General features: G+C 52.1%; 15 protein-coding genes. 1 reads left to right on the forward strand and 14 read right to left on the reverse strand.

Going from position 1 to position 20,883, the window contains the following annotated elements; genetic code table 11:
* Positions 1–30: 30 nt before the first annotated feature.
* The 10 genes from F556_RS0110850 to F556_RS0110895 all read right to left on the reverse strand — a co-directional run bounded on the left by F556_RS0110850 (position 31) and on the right by F556_RS0110895 (position 13,697).
* A complete protein-coding gene (locus F556_RS0110850) occupies positions 31–1,725 on the reverse strand; it encodes an ABC transporter substrate-binding protein (protein WP_020616974.1) in 1,695 nt (564 codons plus the stop codon).
* A gap of 91 nt (positions 1,726–1,816) precedes the next feature.
* Positions 1,817–2,722 (reverse strand): carbohydrate ABC transporter permease, encoded by a 906-nt coding sequence (locus tag F556_RS0110855; protein ID WP_020616975.1) that lies wholly within the window; start codon positions 2,720–2,722, stop codon positions 1,817–1,819.
* 18 nt (positions 2,723–2,740) lie between these two features.
* On the reverse strand, positions 2,741–3,703 hold the full coding sequence (locus F556_RS0110860; RefSeq protein ID WP_020616976.1) for an ABC transporter permease: 963 nt from the start codon (positions 3,701–3,703) through the stop codon (positions 2,741–2,743).
* Positions 3,704–3,910: 207 nt separating this feature from the next.
* Positions 3,911–5,425 (reverse strand): response regulator transcription factor, encoded by a 1,515-nt coding sequence (locus F556_RS0110865; RefSeq protein ID WP_020616977.1) that lies wholly within the window; start codon positions 5,423–5,425, stop codon positions 3,911–3,913.
* A complete protein-coding gene (locus F556_RS0110870) occupies positions 5,422–7,176 on the reverse strand; it encodes a sensor histidine kinase (RefSeq protein WP_245583042.1) in 1,755 nt (584 codons plus the stop codon). Before F556_RS0110870 ends, F556_RS0110865 begins: the two co-directional genes overlap by 4 nt.
* Positions 7,177–7,349: 173 nt before the next feature.
* A complete protein-coding gene (locus F556_RS0110875; RefSeq protein WP_020616979.1) occupies positions 7,350–8,240 on the reverse strand; it encodes a fumarylacetoacetate hydrolase family protein in 891 nt (296 codons plus the stop codon).
* A 108-nt stretch (positions 8,241–8,348) separates the two neighbouring features.
* Complete coding sequence (locus F556_RS0110880; protein WP_020616980.1) at positions 8,349–9,608, reverse strand: glucuronate isomerase; 1,260 nt, start codon at positions 9,606–9,608, stop codon at positions 8,349–8,351.
* Between the two features lie 44 nt (positions 9,609–9,652).
* Positions 9,653–11,143: a UxaA family hydrolase gene (locus tag F556_RS0110885; protein WP_020616981.1), complete on the reverse strand. Its 1,491-nt coding sequence runs from the start codon at positions 11,141–11,143 to the stop codon at positions 9,653–9,655.
* The gene (locus tag F556_RS33700) at positions 11,140–12,651 is read right to left on the reverse strand and encodes a tagaturonate reductase (protein WP_020616982.1); all 1,512 of its coding nucleotides are present in this window, start codon (positions 12,649–12,651) and stop codon (positions 11,140–11,142) included. The genes F556_RS0110885 and F556_RS33700 overlap by 4 nt, the downstream gene beginning before the upstream one ends.
* 71 nt (positions 12,652–12,722) lie before the next feature.
* A complete protein-coding gene (locus tag F556_RS0110895) occupies positions 12,723–13,697 on the reverse strand; it encodes a LacI family DNA-binding transcriptional regulator (protein WP_020616983.1) in 975 nt (324 codons plus the stop codon).
* Between the two features lie 198 nt (positions 13,698–13,895).
* On the opposite strand from F556_RS0110895, the gene F556_RS0110900 reads away from it, so the two are divergent.
* A complete protein-coding gene (locus F556_RS0110900) occupies positions 13,896–15,179 on the forward strand; it encodes a glycoside hydrolase family 27 protein (protein WP_020616984.1) in 1,284 nt (427 codons plus the stop codon).
* Between the two features lie 313 nt (positions 15,180–15,492).
* Here F556_RS0110900 and F556_RS0110905 read toward each other — a convergent pair whose 3' ends face one another.
* From F556_RS0110905 to F556_RS0110920, 4 genes are all read right to left on the reverse strand, one after another.
* Positions 15,493–16,527, reverse strand: coding sequence for an S-layer homology domain-containing protein (locus tag F556_RS0110905; RefSeq protein ID WP_020616985.1), 1,035 nt, complete (start codon positions 16,525–16,527; stop codon positions 15,493–15,495).
* Positions 16,528–16,648: 121 nt separating this feature from the next.
* Positions 16,649–18,670 (reverse strand): cohesin domain-containing protein, encoded by a 2,022-nt coding sequence (locus tag F556_RS0110910; protein ID WP_157272695.1) that lies wholly within the window; start codon positions 18,668–18,670, stop codon positions 16,649–16,651.
* 292 nt (positions 18,671–18,962) lie between these two features.
* Complete coding sequence (locus F556_RS0110915) at positions 18,963–19,475, reverse strand: GDYXXLXY domain-containing protein (protein WP_245583043.1); 513 nt, start codon at positions 19,473–19,475, stop codon at positions 18,963–18,965.
* Between the two features lie 4 nt (positions 19,476–19,479).
* A complete protein-coding gene (locus tag F556_RS0110920; RefSeq protein ID WP_020616988.1) occupies positions 19,480–20,706 on the reverse strand; it encodes a DUF2157 domain-containing protein in 1,227 nt (408 codons plus the stop codon).
* Positions 20,707–20,883: the final 177 nt, after the last annotated feature.

Here is a 20,883-nt window from a genome sequence, read left to right on the forward strand (position 1 = left end):
GCTGCAAGGGTCCTTCCTTCTTGTGGTTAATTAATCGTTCCAGAGCGCAACGCGAGCTTCAACGAATTCTTGACGGCCTTTTTCAGCACGCTCTACGCCGTTCTTCTCCAGTTCCTCCATGTACGCGTCCCAGATGGCGTCAAACTCTTCCGGCTTGGCCAGAATCGCTTCTGGGATGCGTTTCCATGTGATATCGCGAAGTCTTGTATCGAGTACGCTCACTTCATGGTCGCCAGGAATTGGAATGTTCCAAGCGGCACCCCAAGGCTTGATCGGGAAGTTATCTTCACTTGGGAACAGATCTTTCCAGAGGGTTGCGCCGTACGCATCCAACACTTCTTTCTCGGCATCGTTGTAGTCTTCAATCAGCTGCTCAGGGAAGCTAGTCGTGTAGAAATTGCCCGTGGAGTCCTCCACACCGTCACCATAGTGAGCGCCAATGTTGGTATACAGACCGATACCCGTTTCTCTTTGGAAATTAGCTACTTCGTTGACCTTGCGGTTGTTCACATCAGCAGGGATCACGCGTTTGCCATCCACTACGTTGTAATGCTTGCCTTCTACACCCCAGTTAAGAAGGATCTGTCCTTCTTCAGAAGCCAGATAATCAAGGAATTTGATCGCACGCACTGGATCCGGGTTGTCCACGCTAATACCGACACCGCTACCGGACATAAAACCAGTTGGCCAGAAAGAGGTTTCCAGGTACTCTTCAGACATCGTTACCGGGTAGTGACCATACGTTTGGTCAAACTTGCCTTCGGCTTTCAATGCGTTCTCGCCATCACCGTAGTTCCAGTCTTGGTCGATCAGACCGAGCACACGGCCGCTTGCGATTTTGGCATTGTATTGGTCATGCTTCTGAACAAAAGTTTCTGGGTCAAGCAAGCCTGTTGCGTTCATGTGGTTCAGCCAGCGGAAATACTCTTTCTCCTCCGGACGTCTGAAGTGGTACGTGACTTCCATCGTCTCGTGGTCGATGTAGAACTCACCGTCGTCACTGCCGCCAGTGGTGAAGAATGCCGGGTTCGTTACAGAGATATACATCCGCCAGTCATCAGAATTCAGCGTCAAACCGATGTTTTTGTTGCCAGACTCATCCGTAGGATTTTTCTCCAAATACGTACGAATAGCGTTTTCGAAATCTTCTACCGTGCGAATCTCAGGGAAACCAAGCTCTTTCACAACACGGTGTTGTAGACCAAAGCCGCCTCCGGCATTAAAATTCTGGCTGTCTACTGCAGCATAAGTCGGGATAACATAAATGGCATGATCGTCTTCACTGTAGCGCAAGCGCTTCATATAATCACCGAACAAAGCTTTAATATTCGGGGCATGCTCTTCAATCAGATCCGTCAAATCCAACATCGCACCCACATCTACCAGTTTCGCCACATCTTGCTTGGCACTGATCAGGTCTGGATACTCGCCGGAAGCTGCAATGAGTGCAATCTTCTGGACAGGGTCGCCTACCGCATATTCCGCATCCAGAACGACACCGGTTCTTTCCGTGAGCAGCTTGCCAATCTCATCCTGCATACCTGCCCAGTTCGGACTGGGGTCGGCACTGAAAAAGCTCATTGTCAACGGTTGTCCGTTGTCCCCGGACTCACCGCCATTGGTACCAGGTGACGGCTCGTTATTGCCTCCGGAGCAAGCTGCCAGCAATCCGACAAGCATGGTTGCAGATAACAGAACGCCTGTGAATTTCTTTGTTTTCATCATGATGCAAAAACCCTCCTCTTCAAATGTAAAGCTAAATGGAACGCCCGACTGTTTCTCTATAGGTTAACAGGTTGCCCTGCAAACACCTTGATTAGCTCTTCACTGCGCCGAGGGTCATACCCTTGACAAAATAACCTTGCAGGAACGGATACACGACGAGAATAGGTACGGTAACGACAATTGTAATCGCCATCTTCACCGATTCCGGGGACACCCGGTTCATGACCTGGGACATGTTCTGGCTGCGATAATCGCCACCGCTGTTACCGGTTGTCGTACTCTGAATGACCTTCATGAGCTCGAACTGGAGCGTCGTCAGGCTGGCGTTGGAGCCATTATACAAGTACGTATCCAACCAGGCATTCCATTGCCCTACGGCGAGGAAGAGTGCAATTGTCGCCAACGCCGGCTTGCAGAGCGGCAGGATGATTCGCCAGAAGATCGTCCAGTCGTTGGCCCCGTCGAGCTTGGCCGATTCCTGGAGCGCATAGGGCAGTCCGTCCATGAAGGAGCGGATAATGAAGACATTGAATGCGCTGACCAGACCAGGCAGAACATAAACGGCAAACGAGTTCATCATGCCAAGGTCGCGAATCAGGATGTACACGGGAATCAATCCACCAGATACATACATGGTAATGGCCAGGAACACCGAGATGTAACGTCTGCCTTGGAAGTCCACGCGGCTGAGCGTATAAGCCAGCATCGCCGCACTTGCCAGGCCAAGGAATGTCCCGACTACCGTCCTCAGAATCGAGATTTGGAACCCTGTTAACAGGGACGGGAACGAGAAGATGACGCGATAGTTCTCCAGGGTAAATTCTCGTGGCCAGATCGTAATGCCGCCACGGACCGTGTCCGTGGAGTTGTTAAACGAGATAGCCAGCACGTTGAGAAACGGGTACAAGGTGACGACTGTAACTATAGCTAGAATAACATAGACGGAGATATCGAAAACCCGGTCTGACCAGGATGCTCTCGCGAAAGTTCTGTTCATGATGCGTAAAGCCCCCTCTTACATGATGCTTTCTTTGGTGATGCGCTTGAATGTACCGTTGGCGATAAAGAGCAGCAGGATACTGACAACAGAGTTAAACATGTTGATTGCCGTACCATAGGAGAACCTGCCCATGCCAAGCCCGTAATTAAGAGCGTACAGATCCAATACTTCCGCGTATTCCCTCACCAGGTTGTTACTGAGAAGGAACTGCTTCTCAAAACCGATACTGACCAAATGACCAATCGACATGATCAGCAGGACGATAATCGTCGTCCGGATTCCCGGTATCGTGACATGCCAGATCTGCTGAATGCGGCTTGCGCCGTCCACCTTGGCGGCTTCATACAATTCTGGCCCGATGCCAGCGATGGCTGCCAGATAGATGATGGCGTTCCATCCGCTTTCCTTCCAGACATCTGCAGCTGTGACGATCGACCAGAACCAATTGCCCTTGGCCATGAATTGATAGGGTGTATCGATCACGCCCAGGAACATTAGCAGGTCATTGACTGCGCCGTTTTCCGTGGACAGCATCTTGGTTACGATACCTGCTACTACGACCCACGATACGAAGTGCGGCAGATACGACACGGTCTGAACGAATCGCTTGAACACCTGCTGACGGACCTCGTTAATAAGAATCGCGAGGATGATCGGTACAGTGAAGCCTGCAATCAGTCCCATAAAGCTCATCGCCAGCGTATTACGCAGTGCGAGGAAGAAACGATCGTCGCTAAAGAGTGCGATAAAGTGATCGAAGCCTACCCATGTTTGATCAAAGAACGAACGGCCTGGTCTGAAATTTTGAAAGGCCATCGTCCAGCCCCACAGGGGCAAATAGCTAAATACAAAAACCCAGATAACGAAGGGAAGCGACATAAGGTACAGATACCGCTGCTGCAGGGCAATTTTAAAGAATCGACCTGATTTCGGTTTCGGTTTTTGCTTCTCCGGTTTCTTGGCTGTGATCGCTTCCATGATGATACCTCCTTGCTTTCTATAGCTATCTTAAACGAATTAAAGCGGTTGCAGTACCCTATGGATTGAGGCTAAAATCATATAAAAATTAGCGATCTGAAATTGCAAAAAAAGCCCTTACCCAAAGTAAATAAATCTCCTTTTGGGTAAGGGCTCTTTTGAACTATTGAAGTAATGGCCAAGCTCCGACGTTTAAGTTTCTTCAAGCTAGAGCTTGCGATAGCCCGTAGGCGAGATGCCAACATATTTTTTGAATTTGGTATGGAAATAGTCCGCATTGAGATAACCGACGCGATCGGCGACCTGGTATACTTTCATGCCTTCGGCGAGCATCGTCTTGGCATGCTCGATCCGCACTTTGTCCAGATAGGTGTTGAAGTACTCTCCAGTCTTGGTCTTGAACAGCTTGCCCAGGTAGGCGCTGTTGTAATTGAACACCTCCGCCAGCATCTCCAGCCGCAACTGCTGGTTGTAGTTACGGTGGATGAAATCAATCAATCGTTTGATCTGCTGGTCCGAGCTGCCCTGATCCAGCCGGCTGACGACGGTTTCCAGCGCCTGCATGACGCATGCAATCACATCAGTGAAATGAGACATCCGGTATGCATGGAGCAGCTCCGGGGCATAATCGCCCGGTTCGCGGGTCAGCTCGGGACGATGCTGCACTAATCGATGAATGATGCTGTGTGTAGCCTGAACGAGTCGGGATTTGAGCTCTTGCTCCGACGTACCGGTCAGATACCAGCTCCAGCCCACACCCTCTAACATCCGCTGCGCAGCCTCGGTATTGCCGGCATCGACAGCATAATAGACTTTGTCAGCCAGCGCGGCAGCATTATCCGGTACATCGCCTTCCTCAGGCAGCCACGCTGGAACCACTGGCTCGACCCCATCCGTGATAATCTGTCGACCAGCATAGCGGAAAGCTTCCTTGAGCAGAGCCTGGGCATCGGCACGGCTGGCCGGCCACGCGCAAGGCCCTTTGACTACCCGGCCAGCCGATGCTACCCAGTCCATCGCGGAATCCTGTATCGCTTGCTGGAGGAGCTGCTGCGCCTGGTCGAGTTCATACGTATCACGCAGTGCCAGCACCAGCTCCTGTTGATGCCAAAACACAAAGCCGCGCCCCTCCTGCTCTACGGCCTCTACCAGCCGTTCCTTGACAGCCGCCTGCAGCTCCCCGGACTCCAGAGATACGCCAGACAACCGCAACAGCAAGATGCGTCCATTGGTCCAATTCAGCTCATCCTGATCGGTTTTCGATAGCTCAACCGTCCCCTCCAGCAGCTCCCGGAATAGCTGGTCTCGGTCCTTGGGTGCAGCAGCCCGTAACCGCTCTGATGCCTCGGCTTCCAGAATATCGCGCAGCTTCATCAGATGCTGCTGCAGTTCATCCTCATCCACCGGCTTCAGCAGATAACCATCTGTCTGCAGCTTGATGGCTCGCTTGGCATATTCAAAATCCGCGTAACCGCTCAGAATGAGAAAACGGGTCGAGCCTCCCAGGGCGCGGACCGATTCAATAAGCTCCAATCCATCCATGCCCGGCATCCGGATGTCGACGATCATCAGATCGGGGCGATGCTCCGAAAATTTCTCCACACCTTCCCGTCCGTTGGCCGCAGTCGCTACGACCTCATAGCCCATCTCTTGCCACGGCATGATCGCCTTCAGTCCTTCGCGGATCATCTTCTCATCATCGACAATAACGACTTTAATCATATCGTTCCTCCTCCTGCCGGAACGCGGAATCGAATCCTCGTCCCCTCGCCCAGCTCGCTATCCATCTCCAGCCCATACTCTGCACCATAAGCGAGCTGCAGACGCAGGTGTACATTGCGTATGCCAATTCGATGTCCGTCATCCTCTTCGCGGTCGGCAAAAGAAGCGAGGATCGACTCAAGACGCTCGGGTGCAATACCGAGTCCATTATCTTCGACAAGGATGACGACCTCATCCCTCTCGCGCCATGCTCTAACGCGCACCGTGCCGCCCGCTTCCTGGCGCTCCAAACCATGGATAACCGCATTTTCCACCAGCGGCTGGATGATGAGCGGCGGCACTTGAACTTGACCAACGTCAGGCTCTGAGATGACCTCATAGGACAGCAGCTCTTCATGACGAAACTGCTGAATCTCCAGATAGCTATTCACAATATCCAGCTCATCGCGCAGCATGACTGTCCGCTTGCCTGCCTCCAGGTTGGCCCGCATCATTCGTCCCAGCATCTTGACGACGCGGGCTATGCCCGGCTGTCCGCTCAGATGGGCTTTCATACGAATCGATTCCAACGTGTTGAAGAGGAAATGCGGATTGATCTGACTGGCGAGCATTTTGAACTTGATTTCATTTTGTCTCAGCTCCAGCTCGCTACGCTGCCGGTTTGACTCCTTTACCTCCATCATCAGCTCATCAATACTGACAACCATTGCATTGAACTGCCTGGAGAGCTGACCAATCTCGTCCCTGCCGTCAATGGCCATAGACGTCTCGAAATTACCGGTTGCCACCTTGCTGATATGCTTGCTCAGCCGGCGCAGACGGTTAGAGATGAGCGCGGAGAAGGCATAGATCAATATGATCGCGATGACCAGACTGATGCCGATGACGATGAGCGCCACATTGTTGATGCGATTCGCATCCCGGACGATGCTGTCTACTGAGAAAACCGAGATGACCCGAATACCATTGTAGCTGGATTGCGGCAGCAACTGCTCGATCAGAATCTTGGAAGCATTGCCGTCCACCACCGCATCGAACGCACCGCTTTCCTCATGCATGACCTTTTCATCGAATTGAATGTCTGCAAGGGTCCTTCCGGTTCGGCCCGGACGGTTAGCCGCAATAATGGCATCCTTATCATCCACAATCATCGTCTCGAACGCTTCCTGATTCAGAATCGACTGCAGTAGATTCGTGTTCACATTGATGACTAGTACTCCCTCACCGCCATTATCACGAAAATCAACTTTACGCACCAGGCTAAAGCGCTGAATCTGATCCCGCTCATCCTCGATCCGGTTCCAGGAGATCAGCCCGTTCGTGGCCAGTGCCTGCTGATACCAGGGCTGCTCAACAATTTGCTCCGTCGGTTGAATGAACTCCCAGTTATTGAGCAGCGTATCGTTATCTATATAGAAGCGAATATCCGTTATTTCCTTGTACAGCCTGGCATATTCCCGAAAATCCGGATAGCCGCGATAGGCGCTGACTACCTCATAGACGGATTGATATTGCCGATTGGCGACATCCTTAAGCCGGTTATCATAAGATAGCCGGTAGGAGATGTCATACGAGACATTTATAATTTCAGCGGTACGCTTCAGTACCCGGTCGACGTTAAGCGCATTTTGCTCCATGGCATTGGATAGCGCCATTTGCCGCAGCTCGCCAGTCAGAAACATTCCAACGATCATCACCGGCACGAATACAATGGTGATAAAGGTCAGCATCAGCTTTCTTTGCAGTTTCATATCATTTAAGTAGCGAAGCATGATACTCCCTCTCCTATTCCGAAGGACGGCTTTTGAGAGCGTTCTCAAGATGACTCACGAGACCGATCCGCCTCATCCCCTATTGATTATAAAGGAAAGGCGGTCGGAAAAGCACCTATTTATCACATCTAAAATCATATATAAATTAGTGATTACTCGGCTCGCATCACATTCGTAAGTTCACCCAGACCTTCAATGGAGATGGTTACGCTATCCCCATCCTGCAAGTAGACTTGCTGTTCAGGCGGGTAACCCACGATGACGCCCTCCGGTGTGCCCGTCAAAATGATATCACCAGGCAACAGCGTCATATGCTGCGAGATATAGCTGACCAGCGTTTTGCAGGAGAAAATCATATCGCCCGTGCTGGAGTTCTGACGCAGCTCACCATTGACCGTCGTCTGAATGCTCAAAGCATTGGGATCCGCTATTTCATCAGCTGTAGCTACATACGGACCGATTGGCGCAAAGCCATCACAGCTCTTGCCCAGTAGCCATTGCCGGGTCCGTGCCTGAAGATCACGGGCAGAGACGTCGTTGGCGCAGCAGTAGCCAAACACATAGGACAAGGCATCCTCTTCGGAGACATCCTTAGCACGCTTGCCGATGACGATGGCCAGCTCGGCTTCATAATCGACCTTGGTCGTCACCTTCGGAATGATCACTTCGTCCCCATGAGCGCTAAGCGCATTATTGAATTTATTGAAGAGGATCGGGTAATCCGGGATGCGCGCGCCGGTCTCCTCGGCATGCTTGCTGTAGTTCAGTCCAATGCAAATGATCTTGCCTGGATCCGTCACGCAAGGCGCCAAATCCAGCTCATCGATCGGTGCATATATTGCCGCATTGGGTGCTCCGGCCGCTTGTTCTACGAGAGCAACCAGAGCTTCCGCTGCCTTGCTACCGCCTGCCATTGTAGCTGGGAGCGTCAACGGGACGTTCATATCCAGCTCAGAAGCCGCCTCCGCCACCTTCAATACGCCACGATCAGTCAAAATGCCCAGCTTGATTTCCTCACGCTCACGCCAGTTGATAAACTTCATAGGGATGGCCTCCTTTTCATATGAAAAGCGACGAAGCTGGTCCAGCTTCATCGCTCGTTCAAAGTCATTCATCGGATGTCAGGGCTGCAGCGCAGGCAGACTGGTTGCTTAGCCTGCTGGCAGCTCCCGCTTCAGGAAGTTCCAGAAATTGTTGTAGAACAGGTCCGCCACGTCGCGCTCGATTTCTTCGGCTGTAACGTTCCAGCCGGTTGCGGCGATGTCTGTATACTTGTCGATAAGTGCGTCGCCGATGATGCGTTTGGAGTGGCTCCATTTGTAGACAACCTGATCCAGTACGCGCGCATCGGAGTGCTGTGGAATCATGCTCGTGCCCAGCATCTCCATCCGCATCCGGGTCATCTCATTGATGAAGACTGGATTGTTCAAGAACCACCAGCAGCCGAATACCATCAGGTTGCGGAATTTGCGTGCCAGTGTTGTCAGCTCATGCTGGTTCTCGCGGGAGAGCATGGTAACCAGGAATTTGTTCTGCGGGTAGTGGAGCAGCATATGCTCGAGCGATTCGAGACCTGCCTTGGCGACAAAATCGCCAGCATCTCCAAGGGCCGGATGCACTCTTTTCTTGACCCCGATCATCATGGCAAACGGGATGTTGCGCTCGCGGCTGATCGGCAAAATGCAGTCTGCAATTACGCGGGAGCGGTCGGAATCCTCAGGGAACGCAAAGTCCGGCGGCAGCGAGACGGCCATGTATAGCGGATTCATGCGGTCGATCCAGTCCGTCAGGAAGCGGCGCACTTCACCAATGGTTGCTTCATTCCATTCGTCCTGTACCTCATAACCCCACTCGCGGAGCAGCGTCTTGGTGTTGCTATAGTCGTTAAGCAGCGGGTCCATACGCAGTACAGCGTGGAAACGCTCGTCGTATTTAACACCGCTCAGCCATACCTTGCGCTCTTCTTCATTAAAGATATCATTGGTCATGACAACATGCTCGACCTTGGCCAGCTTCAGCGTCGCGTCCACATGCTCTTCCGGGCTCATGCCATCAAAGAACTTGCGGTAGCTCGCCAGATCGCGGCTGCCTACATCCTGGCCGAACTCATCGAGACAAGTCAGCACGCCCCGACAAGCTTCACTGATCGGCGAATGGTTGACGAACAGCTCCTGCCAGATCAGATCCGCCTGCTCCTGCTTGCTCAGCTTCCAGAAATCTTCAATGGAAATATCTGACCAGCGCATAACTTCTGCGACCAGATAGTGGTACGTCAGCAGCTCGTCGATGCCGCGAAGCAGCAAGCCTCCGAATGCCGGTGCGTACAGGTGGGTATGCAGATCGGTTACCGGTTGGTTGGCGACCGTTTTGCGGACAAAATCCGCCAGTTGATCCTGTGCAATAATAGTCATGTCAAATGAATCCTCCTATATCGTCCGTTTTTAGGTTTGCTCTACTACAGGGTCACGCCGTCCTTGAAGATAGCAATTTCGCGGTAACCGTACAGCTCGTTGTTTGTTTCCTTCTTGCCGGAGGCGAGATCCAGGACGTACTGGAATAGCCCGTCTCTGACTTCGTCCTTGTCAGCGCCGTCAATCAGCTGGCCGGCATTGAAATCGATCCAGTGCTTTTTGCGCTCGGCAAGACCCGAATTCGTCGAAATCTTGACTGTCGGCACTGCGCCGCCGAATGGTGTACCCCGGCCAGTCGTGAATAACACGATGTGGGCGCCTGCTGCCGCCAGCGCGGTAACGGATACCTGATCATTGCCGGGAGCCTGGACCAGATTCAGACCCTGGGCATGGACGCGTTCACCATAAGGCAGAACGTCCATCACATTGCTGGTACCGCCCTTCTGCGTACAACCGAGCGACTTTTCTTCCAGGGTACTGATGCCGCCGCTCTTGTTGCCTGGGGAAGGATTCTCGTAGACTTCCTGACCATAACGGATGAAATAGGCCTTGAAATCGTTGACGAGCGAGACGATCTTGCTGAAGGTTTCTTCGTCCTTGGCTCGGTTCATAAGAATCGTCTCGGCCCCAAACATCTCCGGAACCTCGGTCAGAATCGACGTCCCGCCATAGCTGATAAGCTTGTCGGAGAACGCACCAACGAGTGGATTTCCCGTAATGCCCGAGAAACCATCGGAGCCGCCGCACTTCAGCCCTACCTTCAGCTTGGTGACAGGAATCGGCTCCCGCATCATGGTCTCGGCATAGGCAACGAGCTCATCGAGAAGCTCTAACCCGCGCTCCAGCTCGTTATCCACCTCTTGGGCCGACATGAACTTGATCCGATTCGGATCAGGATCACCGATGACCTGCTTGAACTCACCGATCTGGTTGTTCTCGCAGCCGAGGCCGACCACCAGCACGCCAGCCGCATTAGGATGATTGGCAAGCGCGGCTAGCAGCTTCTGCGTGTAGGTCAGATCATCACCGAGCTGCGAACAGCCCAGTGGATGCGAGAAGTGATGTACACCGTCAATGCCTCTGCCTGCATAACGGCTGCCCGCCAGCTTCTCCAGACGTTCACAGGTTTTGTTGATACATCCAACCGTGTTAATAATCCAGATTTCATTGCGAATGCCGGCTTCACCATTCGCCCGCAGGTAGCCGTCGAACGTTGGGATCTCGGCTGGATGGGGTTCAACCTGCAGCTGTGGTTCATACGTATAAGAAAGCAAGCCGGACAAGCCGGACTTCAGATTATGCGTATGCACCCATGCACCGGGAGCAATATCCTGCTGAGCGACGCCGATGGAATAGCCAAATTTGTAAACGTGCTCGCCTTTGGCAATCGCTTTCACGGCTGCTTTGTGCCCGGCAGGGATGTCCTCTTGCAACGTTATTATTGTACCATCAATCTCGAATTCCGTCCCGGCCTTTGTCTCCTGATACAGGATAAAAACCGAGTCTTCCTGATTGATCTTAATGTATGCACTCATTGCGTTTCCTCCTCTTCCTGAGAGAGCAATGCAGACAGCGCGCTTGCCAGTTGCGAGTAACAACCATCCTTCAGCTCGGCAGGCAGTTCAAGGCCCGGCGGGGAAGTCCAGATCGCTTCTGACTCCATCACGCCCGCAACCAGGACTGTGATATCCTGTGTCTGTTCATAGACGGTCCACAATCCAGCGAAGGCAGCCAGCGCATCGGCATTATCCTTCAATTCATAAGCTTCCTTCCTGCCATCCTTGATACGATATCCTTGCCAGTGCACACCATCTGATACGCAGCGGTGGAAACGGATAAAGGCAGCCAGAGAGGCAATCATGGGTTGTGGAACAATCCCCTGGGCTGCGGCATACTCCCGCATGGTCGGCTGCAGCCGCGTCTGAAACTTCTGAATCGAGTTCAAGGCAATATCAAGCAGTTTGTGATCAATGAACGGATTCGAAAAACGCTCCAGCGTCTGCTGAATATACGCCGCTGATTCATCCTTGGAAAAGGGCAGAATCGCCGATACCGTCTCGCTCAGAAATTGGCGAAGCGGGGAAGCAATCCGCTCATCCGCGATGGCATCCCGTACGATGTCATGACCAAGCAGATAAGCCATGGGCACGAGGAAGGTATGCGCGCCGTTCAGAATCCGCACTTTACGAACACTGTACGGCTGCAGGTCGCTAACCCATTCCACCTGCAGCCCCGCTTCTGCAAACGGCAACCGTCGCGCCAATTCAGTATCGCCTTCAATGACCCATTGATAGTAAGGCTCGGCGGTCACCAGCATCCGGTCTTCATAGCCCAGTTGCTCTTGCAGTAGATTAGCCTCGGGCTCCGGGGGATAGCCGGTCACAATCCGGTCAACCAGCGAGTTCACAAACCGGTTGGCCTGCTGAATATAGCGCTCGAACTCCGCTCCCAGCTGCCAGGCCTGAGCTTTCTGCAGCACGACGCGCAGCAAGGCGTCACCTGGACGGGGCAGCAGCTCACAGGGAACAATGACCATGCCACTGTCTGGGCCGAGTGATTGGAAACGCCGGTATAACCAGGCCGTCAGCTTGCCTGGATAAGACAAGATCGGCTGCGAGACGTCATAGACTTCCTCCGTGTAGACAACCCCGGCCTCCGTTGTGTTGGAGAAGATAAATTCAATCTGGGGATCTTCCGCTGTCGCCAGGAACGTATCCCACTCGGCGTAGGGGTCAACGCATTGCGAGACACTGGAGATGAGCTCCGTCCGGTCAACCGTCTCCCCGCCGCTTATCCCCCGCTCCACTAGCGTGAATAAACCATCTTGTTCTTTCATGACTTCCAGCTTGCGTGCTCCGCCCGGACGGGGCTGGGTGACCAGTACCGAACCCTCGAACAAGCCCTGGGCATTACTGCGGTGAATCATCCAATCGACAAAGGCGCGAATGAAATTCCCCTCGCCGATCTGTATTGCCTTGACGGGCCATTTCCCGCTCTGGCCGGCTGCTGCCGGATGCGAACTTGATAAACGAGGCAAAGTCATAATAACCCTCCATCTTGTACTCTAAGTTAACAACGTTGTTATCCAAAGCCGAGCCACAGCGGCTCTCAGCTTCAAGCCCGGGGGGCTCCCACAGAGCGACGCGTATGCAGCACAGGCTTGATTGTGTGACTGAGGTGCTCCGCACCGTCCTGCAGGATCTGCATCATCATCTCCACCGTGCGCTCGGCAACCTCTTCGAGAGGCGGGCCTACTGAGGTGAGCGGCACCTCCGCATACGCCATCTCGGGCAATTCGTCATAGCCGATGAGCGACACCTTGTCAGGTACCGCAATGCCCCGCTCGGTGAAGGCTCGGAGCGCCCCACGCGTGACGAGATTGTTGCTGCCGATAAATGCGCTTGGCGAGTCGTCCTGTTCAGGCATCTGCATAATTGCTTTGTAGCCGTCCTCCCAGGCGAGACCGCCAGAGAGTACATCTCCTTGCCGGAGTGGCAGGCCAAAATCCAACAGCGCTTCCTTATAGCCGCGCAGCTTGACCTCTTGCGAATCGCCTATAAAGCCGATTCTGCGGTGACCCAGCTTGAACAGATGCTCTACCGCCGCATAAATTCCTGCCTTGCGGTCGATTTGCAGCGCATGCACCGGAAGATGCAAGTTGCTGCCTACGACCAGCAGCGGCGTATCCAGCGTGGACAATCGCTTGGATAGCTGCAGCGCATGCTCCTCGACGTCCCCCCAGAAGATGAGCCCGTCTACTCTCATCTGTCTGAACCAATCCGAGGCTTGCTCCGGCGGCGACATCATCATAACGATCTCATAGCCGTGAACCTGGAACATCTGGAATAGACGCATTGCGAGCTGGGCATACAGCGGATTGTTGACATCCTGCCAGATCAGTCCGATCATCTGACTCTTGCCGCTGACCAGCTGCCTGGCCAGCAGATTTCTGCGGTAGCCGTACTGCTCGGCGATTTGCAGCACCTTGCGTTTGGTCTCTTCCTTCACTAGCGGACTATCGTTAAGCGCTTTCGAGACTGTGCTGAAGCTGCATCCGGCGAGCTTGGCTATTTCCTTAATCGTTATCATCTTCTACCCAACCCGCTTTCGCCTTGCTTTGCCTTCACTATAGCACAATCTTTGCACTTCTTCAATAACAACGTTGTTATTATATTGTTATGATTGGGAGAGCAATATTTTGCTAATGGGAGCAAGCATTTAGGATAGTTATTGTGATGCGCTCGTACTATGATAATCACAAACGTACTTAGGAGGTTGCTGCAGCTCATGAATCATCATCACTACGCAACGACGCCACCGATGGGGTGGAACAGTTGGGATTGCTACGGAGCAAGTGTGACGGAAGAGGAAGTTCGAGGCAATGCAGACTATATGGCCACACATCTGAAGGATTATGGATGGGAATATGTCGTCGTGGATATCCAATGGTATGAGCCTGGCGCTTACTCTTCCTCTTATCGACCGTTTGTCCCGCTGGTCATGGACGAGTATTCCCGCCTCATGCCGGCTGAGAACCGTTTTCCTTCTGCCGCAGGCGGTAAGGGCTTTCAACCCTTGGCCGAATACGTCCATGGCCTTGGCCTCAAGTTCGGTATTCATATCATGCGGGGCATACCCCGGCAGGCAGTTCATGCCGATACCGCAATTCTGGGCACCGAAGCGACAGCCCGCCAAATCGCGCATACCAATTCCATCTGCCCTTGGAACACCGATATGTATGGCGTGAATGCCGACAAGGATGGTTCCCAAGCCTATTATGATTCGCTATTCGAGCTGTACGCCTCTTGGGGTGTGGATTTTGTAAAGGTCGATGATATTGCGGCTTCCCGATTGTATCATTTCCATCAAGCCGAAATTGAAATGATCCGCAAAGCGATTGACCGCTGTGGCCGTCCCATGGTGCTCAGTCTCTCCCCCGGGCCTGCTCCGTTAGAGCATGCCGAGGTGTTGTCCTCCAATGCCAACATGTGGCGGATGACGGACGATTACTGGGACTTATGGAAGCTGCTGGAGGGCATGTTTGAACGCTGCGACAAATGGTCTGCGGTCGTTGCGCCAGGTCAATGGCCCGATTGCGACATGCTGCCGCTCGGACATATCGGCATTCGCTCGGTAGATGGCGGCGGCAGTGATCGCTGGACCCGCTTCACGCGCGACGAGCAAGTGACGATGATGACGCTCTGGTCCATCTTCCGCTCTCCGCTGATGTTCGGCGGCGAGCTGCGCGACAATGATGACTGGACCAACAGCCTGTTGACCAATCGCGACGTGCTGAATCTGCATCGTCATGGGCATAGCGCCCGCCAATTGGAGCGTGAGCATGAACGCATCGTCTGGACAGCCAGCGATGACAATGGTCATCGATACCTGGCCTTATTCAATACTGGCGAGCACGCCCAGGAATATGCGCTCCAGTCCTACCTGTCTGAGGAAGGTGCCCTTCGTGAAATTCGCGATCTCTGGCAGCAGCAGGACCTTACACCCGACGGAGAACTATCTGTTACCGTTCCATCGCATGGTGCCGTATTGCTCAGGCTCACTAGTAGATAGCTCCTTAAATAACGTTCCTATGCCTGTTGCGAGGAGAGGGGGCTTACGATCGCTGTTGTCCCCAGATTTCATTTTCACTAACCGCTTAAGCGGTAGAAATCCGGGGACAAAGGCGAACGCTTAAACGCTTTCTGCAAGAAAGCGACTTCGGAAGCATTAACCTTTCTCCAGCCTCCCTCTCCTCTTCACGCCTCATCATCCGTTTATTTCAAAGATATAGCCTGTCTGTACACAAGAACGACGGCGTCAAGCTGTCGATTCATCGTGTATAGACAGGCTATTGTTCTTAGAGCCGGCTTATGATGACTCACATTTACATCTGGTCCAACAGTCTCAGAATCAAGGTCACCGCTTCGGCACGGGTGGTGTACCCCGCCGGCGCAAACCGGTTGTTGTCTCTTCCCTGGACAATGCCAATGTCAGAAGCTGCAGCGACAGCCGGGTAAGCCCACTGCGGAATCTGATTGGTATCAGCAAAGGCAAGTGGCGCGCTCGAATCTCTGAGATCGTCATATCCCAGCACTCGCATGACCAGGACGGTTATTTCGGAGCGGGTAATCCGCTGTGACGGCCTGAATGTGCCGTCTTCATAGCCCTTGACTAATCCGGCAGCTACGCTTTGAGCCACATGGGCTTTGGCATACGCTGGAATCTGATCATGGTCCCTGAACGTCTGAACCTGATCCAAGGGATAGGACAGTTCAAGAGCCCTGGCAAGCATTGTCGTAAATTGGGCGCGAGTTACTTCTTCTTGTGGTGCAAACCGGCCATCCGGGTATCCGGTAACCCATCCCATCTCCGTTGCTCTTGCAATCTCCTTCTCAGCCCAGTGGCCTACGGTATCCTGATAGTAGATTTCTTCCTTCACAGGAGCAGGATTGGTGACCTCGACTTTAATGCCAGGCTCGGCAGTCGTTGTACTGCTACCCTTGCTGTCTACGAGCTTCACACGTTTTAACTCAATAGCAGCAGCACCCTCACCTATCACTTCAAATCGCAAGGAGGCGAGGTGCGACTGACCACTCTTGCCCTTGTTATTCCCAACAATAGTATGGGCGAAAATAATACTATCCTTCTCAACAATCGGAGGGACAGTGAAGCCAGCCCAACTCGTGGTGGCTTGGTGAAACTTCATCAGGCTGGGGTCATACGACAGACGCAGCTCGTAGCCATAAACATCATTCAACATATGACCTTCCACCGTAATCATCACTTCATCACCAACGTCCGCAAGGCCGACGGAGCTGCTCATCGTGAAATGGGGTTTGTCCTGGGCGAACGCCATGGTCGGCAGCATCGCGAATAGCAGGAGCGTGGACAGCAGCAGCTGCAGTATTCGAATCTTCAAGCAGATCGTCTCCCTTGTTCATAGACATCAGTTTTTGGAATTGGTTCATTGGCAGCAGATCCAAGGCTATCGAACGGAACGCATGAGGCCTGAACGATAACCTTGGACTGCAGCTTAATGATTAGTTAGTCAGGATGAGACGCGCCAAGGCGACAAGATCTTCAATGTCAATAACGCCATCTTGATTCAAGTCATATGCCTTGAACTGGTTCCAATCTGGACTATCTGAAGTTTTGCCATATGCCTTAGCAACCAATGCCAGGTCACCAACGCTTACTCTGTCATCGTTATTCAGGTCACCAGGAATAATTGGTTTGCGAATTTCAACGACATGTGTATCGCCATCAACAACGGATTCCACACCTTCGCCATCGGCAATAACAAGCTGCGAGACTTGAATATCCGTCACACCGGTTGTATTTTTGGCTCGGAAATGCAGGGTAATGAGATTCTGATTCGGATCATTCACTCCTTCATTGATATGGACGCCAAGGATTCGAATGCTTCCTTCTTGCCCCTCTGTGTCCACAATAATGAACTTGTCGGCATGAGCAGAGACGGGAGAGCCCACCAGCTCCAGCTTGGCAGCATCGTAGACGATGGTGATGTCTTGGGCATATACATCCTGATTTACGTCCTTCAGGCCATAAGTGACATCGAATTGTTGACCCGGTTGTACTACCTCTGGACCTGTCAGCATGGCTGAGCTGGAAGTAACGGACGCAACGGTTACTTTAGCTTTTGCTTTCTTCAGCGTACCTTCAATTGTACCTTCTACTTCAAATACGCCTGCTACAGCATAACGCTGTGGATCAATAGCGTCCCACACCACAGGACGGTTTTCCGTGGCAATTCCTGTCGCACTGGAATTGACTTCAACGGCTACTGTATCTGGAAGTACAGGAGCTACCTTGGCATTCGTGCTCACTTCTACATCCTCGATGCCTCTGATTTTGTTCTGTTCGAACAACCAATCAATCAGCATGCCGCGCTCTGGATGCACGTATTCGTTGTAGACTGGCAGCCAGACCGAGTGACCATCGAAGCGATGCCCGTTATATGGCGGGTCCATTAATTGATTAAAAGGAATGATGGTCAACAGGGAATCGTTCCAATAAGGCGAGTAGGTTTTGTCCGTGTTCACCACCGAGTTGTACAAGAAATCCTCTTCATCAACAAACGTCCACAGTGGCAGATTGGCTACCTTTTTAGCATTCTCTACATTCTGCGGTCCGCCAGCAGGGCATAGAGGGGCAGCTGCAGCTGCGAGTTCCGGATATGTCCGCAAGAAGGTCCAGGTGGAGCCTCCACCCATGGAGAACCCCGTGATATAGATTCGGTTCGGGTCCACCTTGCCCTCTTTAATCATTTTGTCGATAACAGCTTTCACTTTGTGCATGCTCTCTACCGTCGTTGCATTACGTGGAGCCAGCACGTGCGTGGGATACTTTTCCTGATTCTCAGGGTTGGCCCATACCGTACCGCCGTTGCTGAATCGGATCGGCGTATAGATATCATTGCCCTGTCCGCCACCGTGGAAGAAAACGACGAGCGGCAGCGGCTCCTGAGCGTCATTGTTATAGAAGTAGCTGTAATCCAGCCCGTCATGATTGGCATATTTGTATTGATCCAGGACAGGACTCACAACTCCGGTCTGGGCAAAAGTTGGTGCGAGGGATGAGCCGTCAGCATACGAAAGTTTGTCGCCCTTGTATGTGATGGTATACTTGGAATCCAGGGTATATCCCCCATCAATCGCTGTACCGCCATCGCCCCAGCCCACATCTGCAAAATCAACAATGATATATCGGCCGCTATCTGAGGGAGAACCAGTATCCTTCACTTGGCTGATATAGACATCCGTGACCACTCGTGGACCATCATACACGACAAAATCAGGATTCACTTTTCTTGTAGACTTTACATGAACACTGAAATCGCTTACAGAAATGGAGGCATCGTTTACATTTTTCCCTGCATCTATAATGACAGCATCCGTCCGCTCTTCAAAAGCAAAATTCACGTTCTTCAGGATAAACGGTAAAGCCCCATCCGTTGGCCCCTCATCGGCAAAGGCCGAAGGCAAACTGAAGGCCATAATTAAAAGTGAAAGATAAATCGTCACATACCTTTTTCTAAACACAGGACATTGCTCCCTTCAATAATTTCGTTTTAGCAAATCAGAATCAATTACTCCTAAGTTCATTGCATGTATCATTCCTCCATTTGCAATTTCGTTTTAGTTCAATCTGAGCGTAACAGAAGAATCAAGAAAAAAACGTCGAATAATGGTTGCCCATAAGCACCATTTTTCCACGAAGAATATGCATATAGACCTAGATCTACAAGCAGGGTTCCTTTCATTAGCATATAAAAAAAAGGCCAGTCTCTCCTGGATGGAGAGATTGACCTTATGCGCCTATTCCTTGTTCGTCTTAAGGCAGAATAAGCTCCATAATTCGTGCCTGTCCCCAGGGGGCTATACGTACATGAGCCTGTAAATTCACACGCTCTTCCTCAATCGCACGTCCCGTGCCTTCGGGGACATAGTACCGCTCCAGTCCATAGCGAATCTGGATTTCTTGCCCACCTGCATACCTGACCTGACCACGCAGTACAGCTTCATTCTCCGCTGTGTCTGGTCGCTCTGGTGAGACAGCTACCGCCTCGTAGATTTCCCCCTCATCTGCGGAGCGGCGCAGCTTGACGTAGACCATATCCTTCGAGCTTGGTTGTCCCGCTCCTGTCCACATCGATGCATCCAGACTGCTAATCTCGTATCGTAAAACGACATAATCCCCATAGAACAAATCTCTTGGATCAACGGGAGCCGTTTTTAATGTGATCTGTTGGCCATACCAGCCCACCGCGGCGTTGGAAATCGCCATCCCTGCCAGAACAGCGATCTGCAACGAAACCAGGATAGCCAGCAGCCATCTTCTACGCAAGGGATTACGCATCTTTATCCCCTCCTTCCCCGTTCAGAAAGCTTTTCCGCCGCCGATTCAAGTACCAGCTGAGGAGCAGCAGCAGAATTCCTCCGAGTATGAAGAACAAAGATTTGTCCATGAAATCCCAAGCCAGCCGGACATAGGCCAGAAGCACAGCGAATAGAAACAGGAACGTACCCAGGTTAACACGGAACCGCCATTGCTCGGAGTAACCATGCCACAACACATATAGAGAGTAGAAGCATAGCGCCAGCAGATAAAGGAATCCCGAACCTTGTGTAATGAAGAACCATGGCAGCAACAATAACCAGTCCCCCATTGTCCCGATGCGACTGTGCCTCCGCTTGCCCAATGCCGAGATAGCCAGCAGGCCGGCGAATACAAGCAAGAAGATTACCGTCTTCATCAAGTCTTCAGCAGCAAAGGTCAGGACGGGAATCTCTTCCGCGAAGAGAACCATGATAATGCCGAAGATATACATACCTGTCAGTACGCTGCCTTGCAGTCCGAAGACATCACCGCGATCCTTCAGCCAATCGGCCGCGGCATAGATCGCCATAGCCGGCAGGAAGAACCAGATGATCTTCCACTCCTGCATTCCAATCATGAGCACGGATTGCAACACCAGACTGAGTCCAAGCGCCCATGCCAGCCATCCATTGCGGTATCGCAGCCAATACGCTCCAAGACCAATCGCAAGAACCAGGAATGGGAAGATATTGAATTGTTCTGTATCTAACAAGCTATAATATTGCGAAATATTTAGCACAATAACGGAATACAGGAACAGTATCCGCGATGGGTACAACCACGTCAGCAAAACGGCGGCAAGGCCCCATATTAAAAACGCAGTGGACTGTACCAGCAGCAGATGGTACATCTGCACGATCAGGAAAATCGATCCTCCAAAGCTGGTTAAACCGATTGCCAGGAGACCCATACCAAGACGCTGATCTCCGTTGCGATGGAAACGTTCACCTACAAAATAGAAACCAGTCATCACTGCAATAAGCAGCAGGAGCCGCCATAGATGTCCGATGGCTTGCCAGTTGGCAGCGACATAGGTCAGGATGCCAATGCCCACCAGCAAGCTGCCCAAAATCGGCAACAGGCCGATCGTCCGTTTTTTTTCATCATACAACGACAGCAGCTTCTCGGCTTGTGCCGGGGAGATAATATCTTGCTGTACCCATGTGGGAGCTTCTTTTTCCAGCCATTTACGAGACATGGTCATCACTCCTCCTTTTAAGGTAATTCGGTGCTGAAAAGCAATCTTTTTGAATTTGATTTGTATTAGTTTAAGTTATCAAAGTGTTGAAGAATGGCCGGAGAGGCACGGAATCGAATCTGGAAAAGCGAAGCGTTCGCCTTTGTCCCCGGATTTCAACCGCTAAAGCGGTTAAAA

Source organism: Paenibacillus daejeonensis DSM 15491 (assembly GCF_000378385.1).
GTDB lineage: Bacteria > Bacillota > Bacilli > Paenibacillales > Paenibacillaceae > Paenibacillus_D > Paenibacillus_D daejeonensis.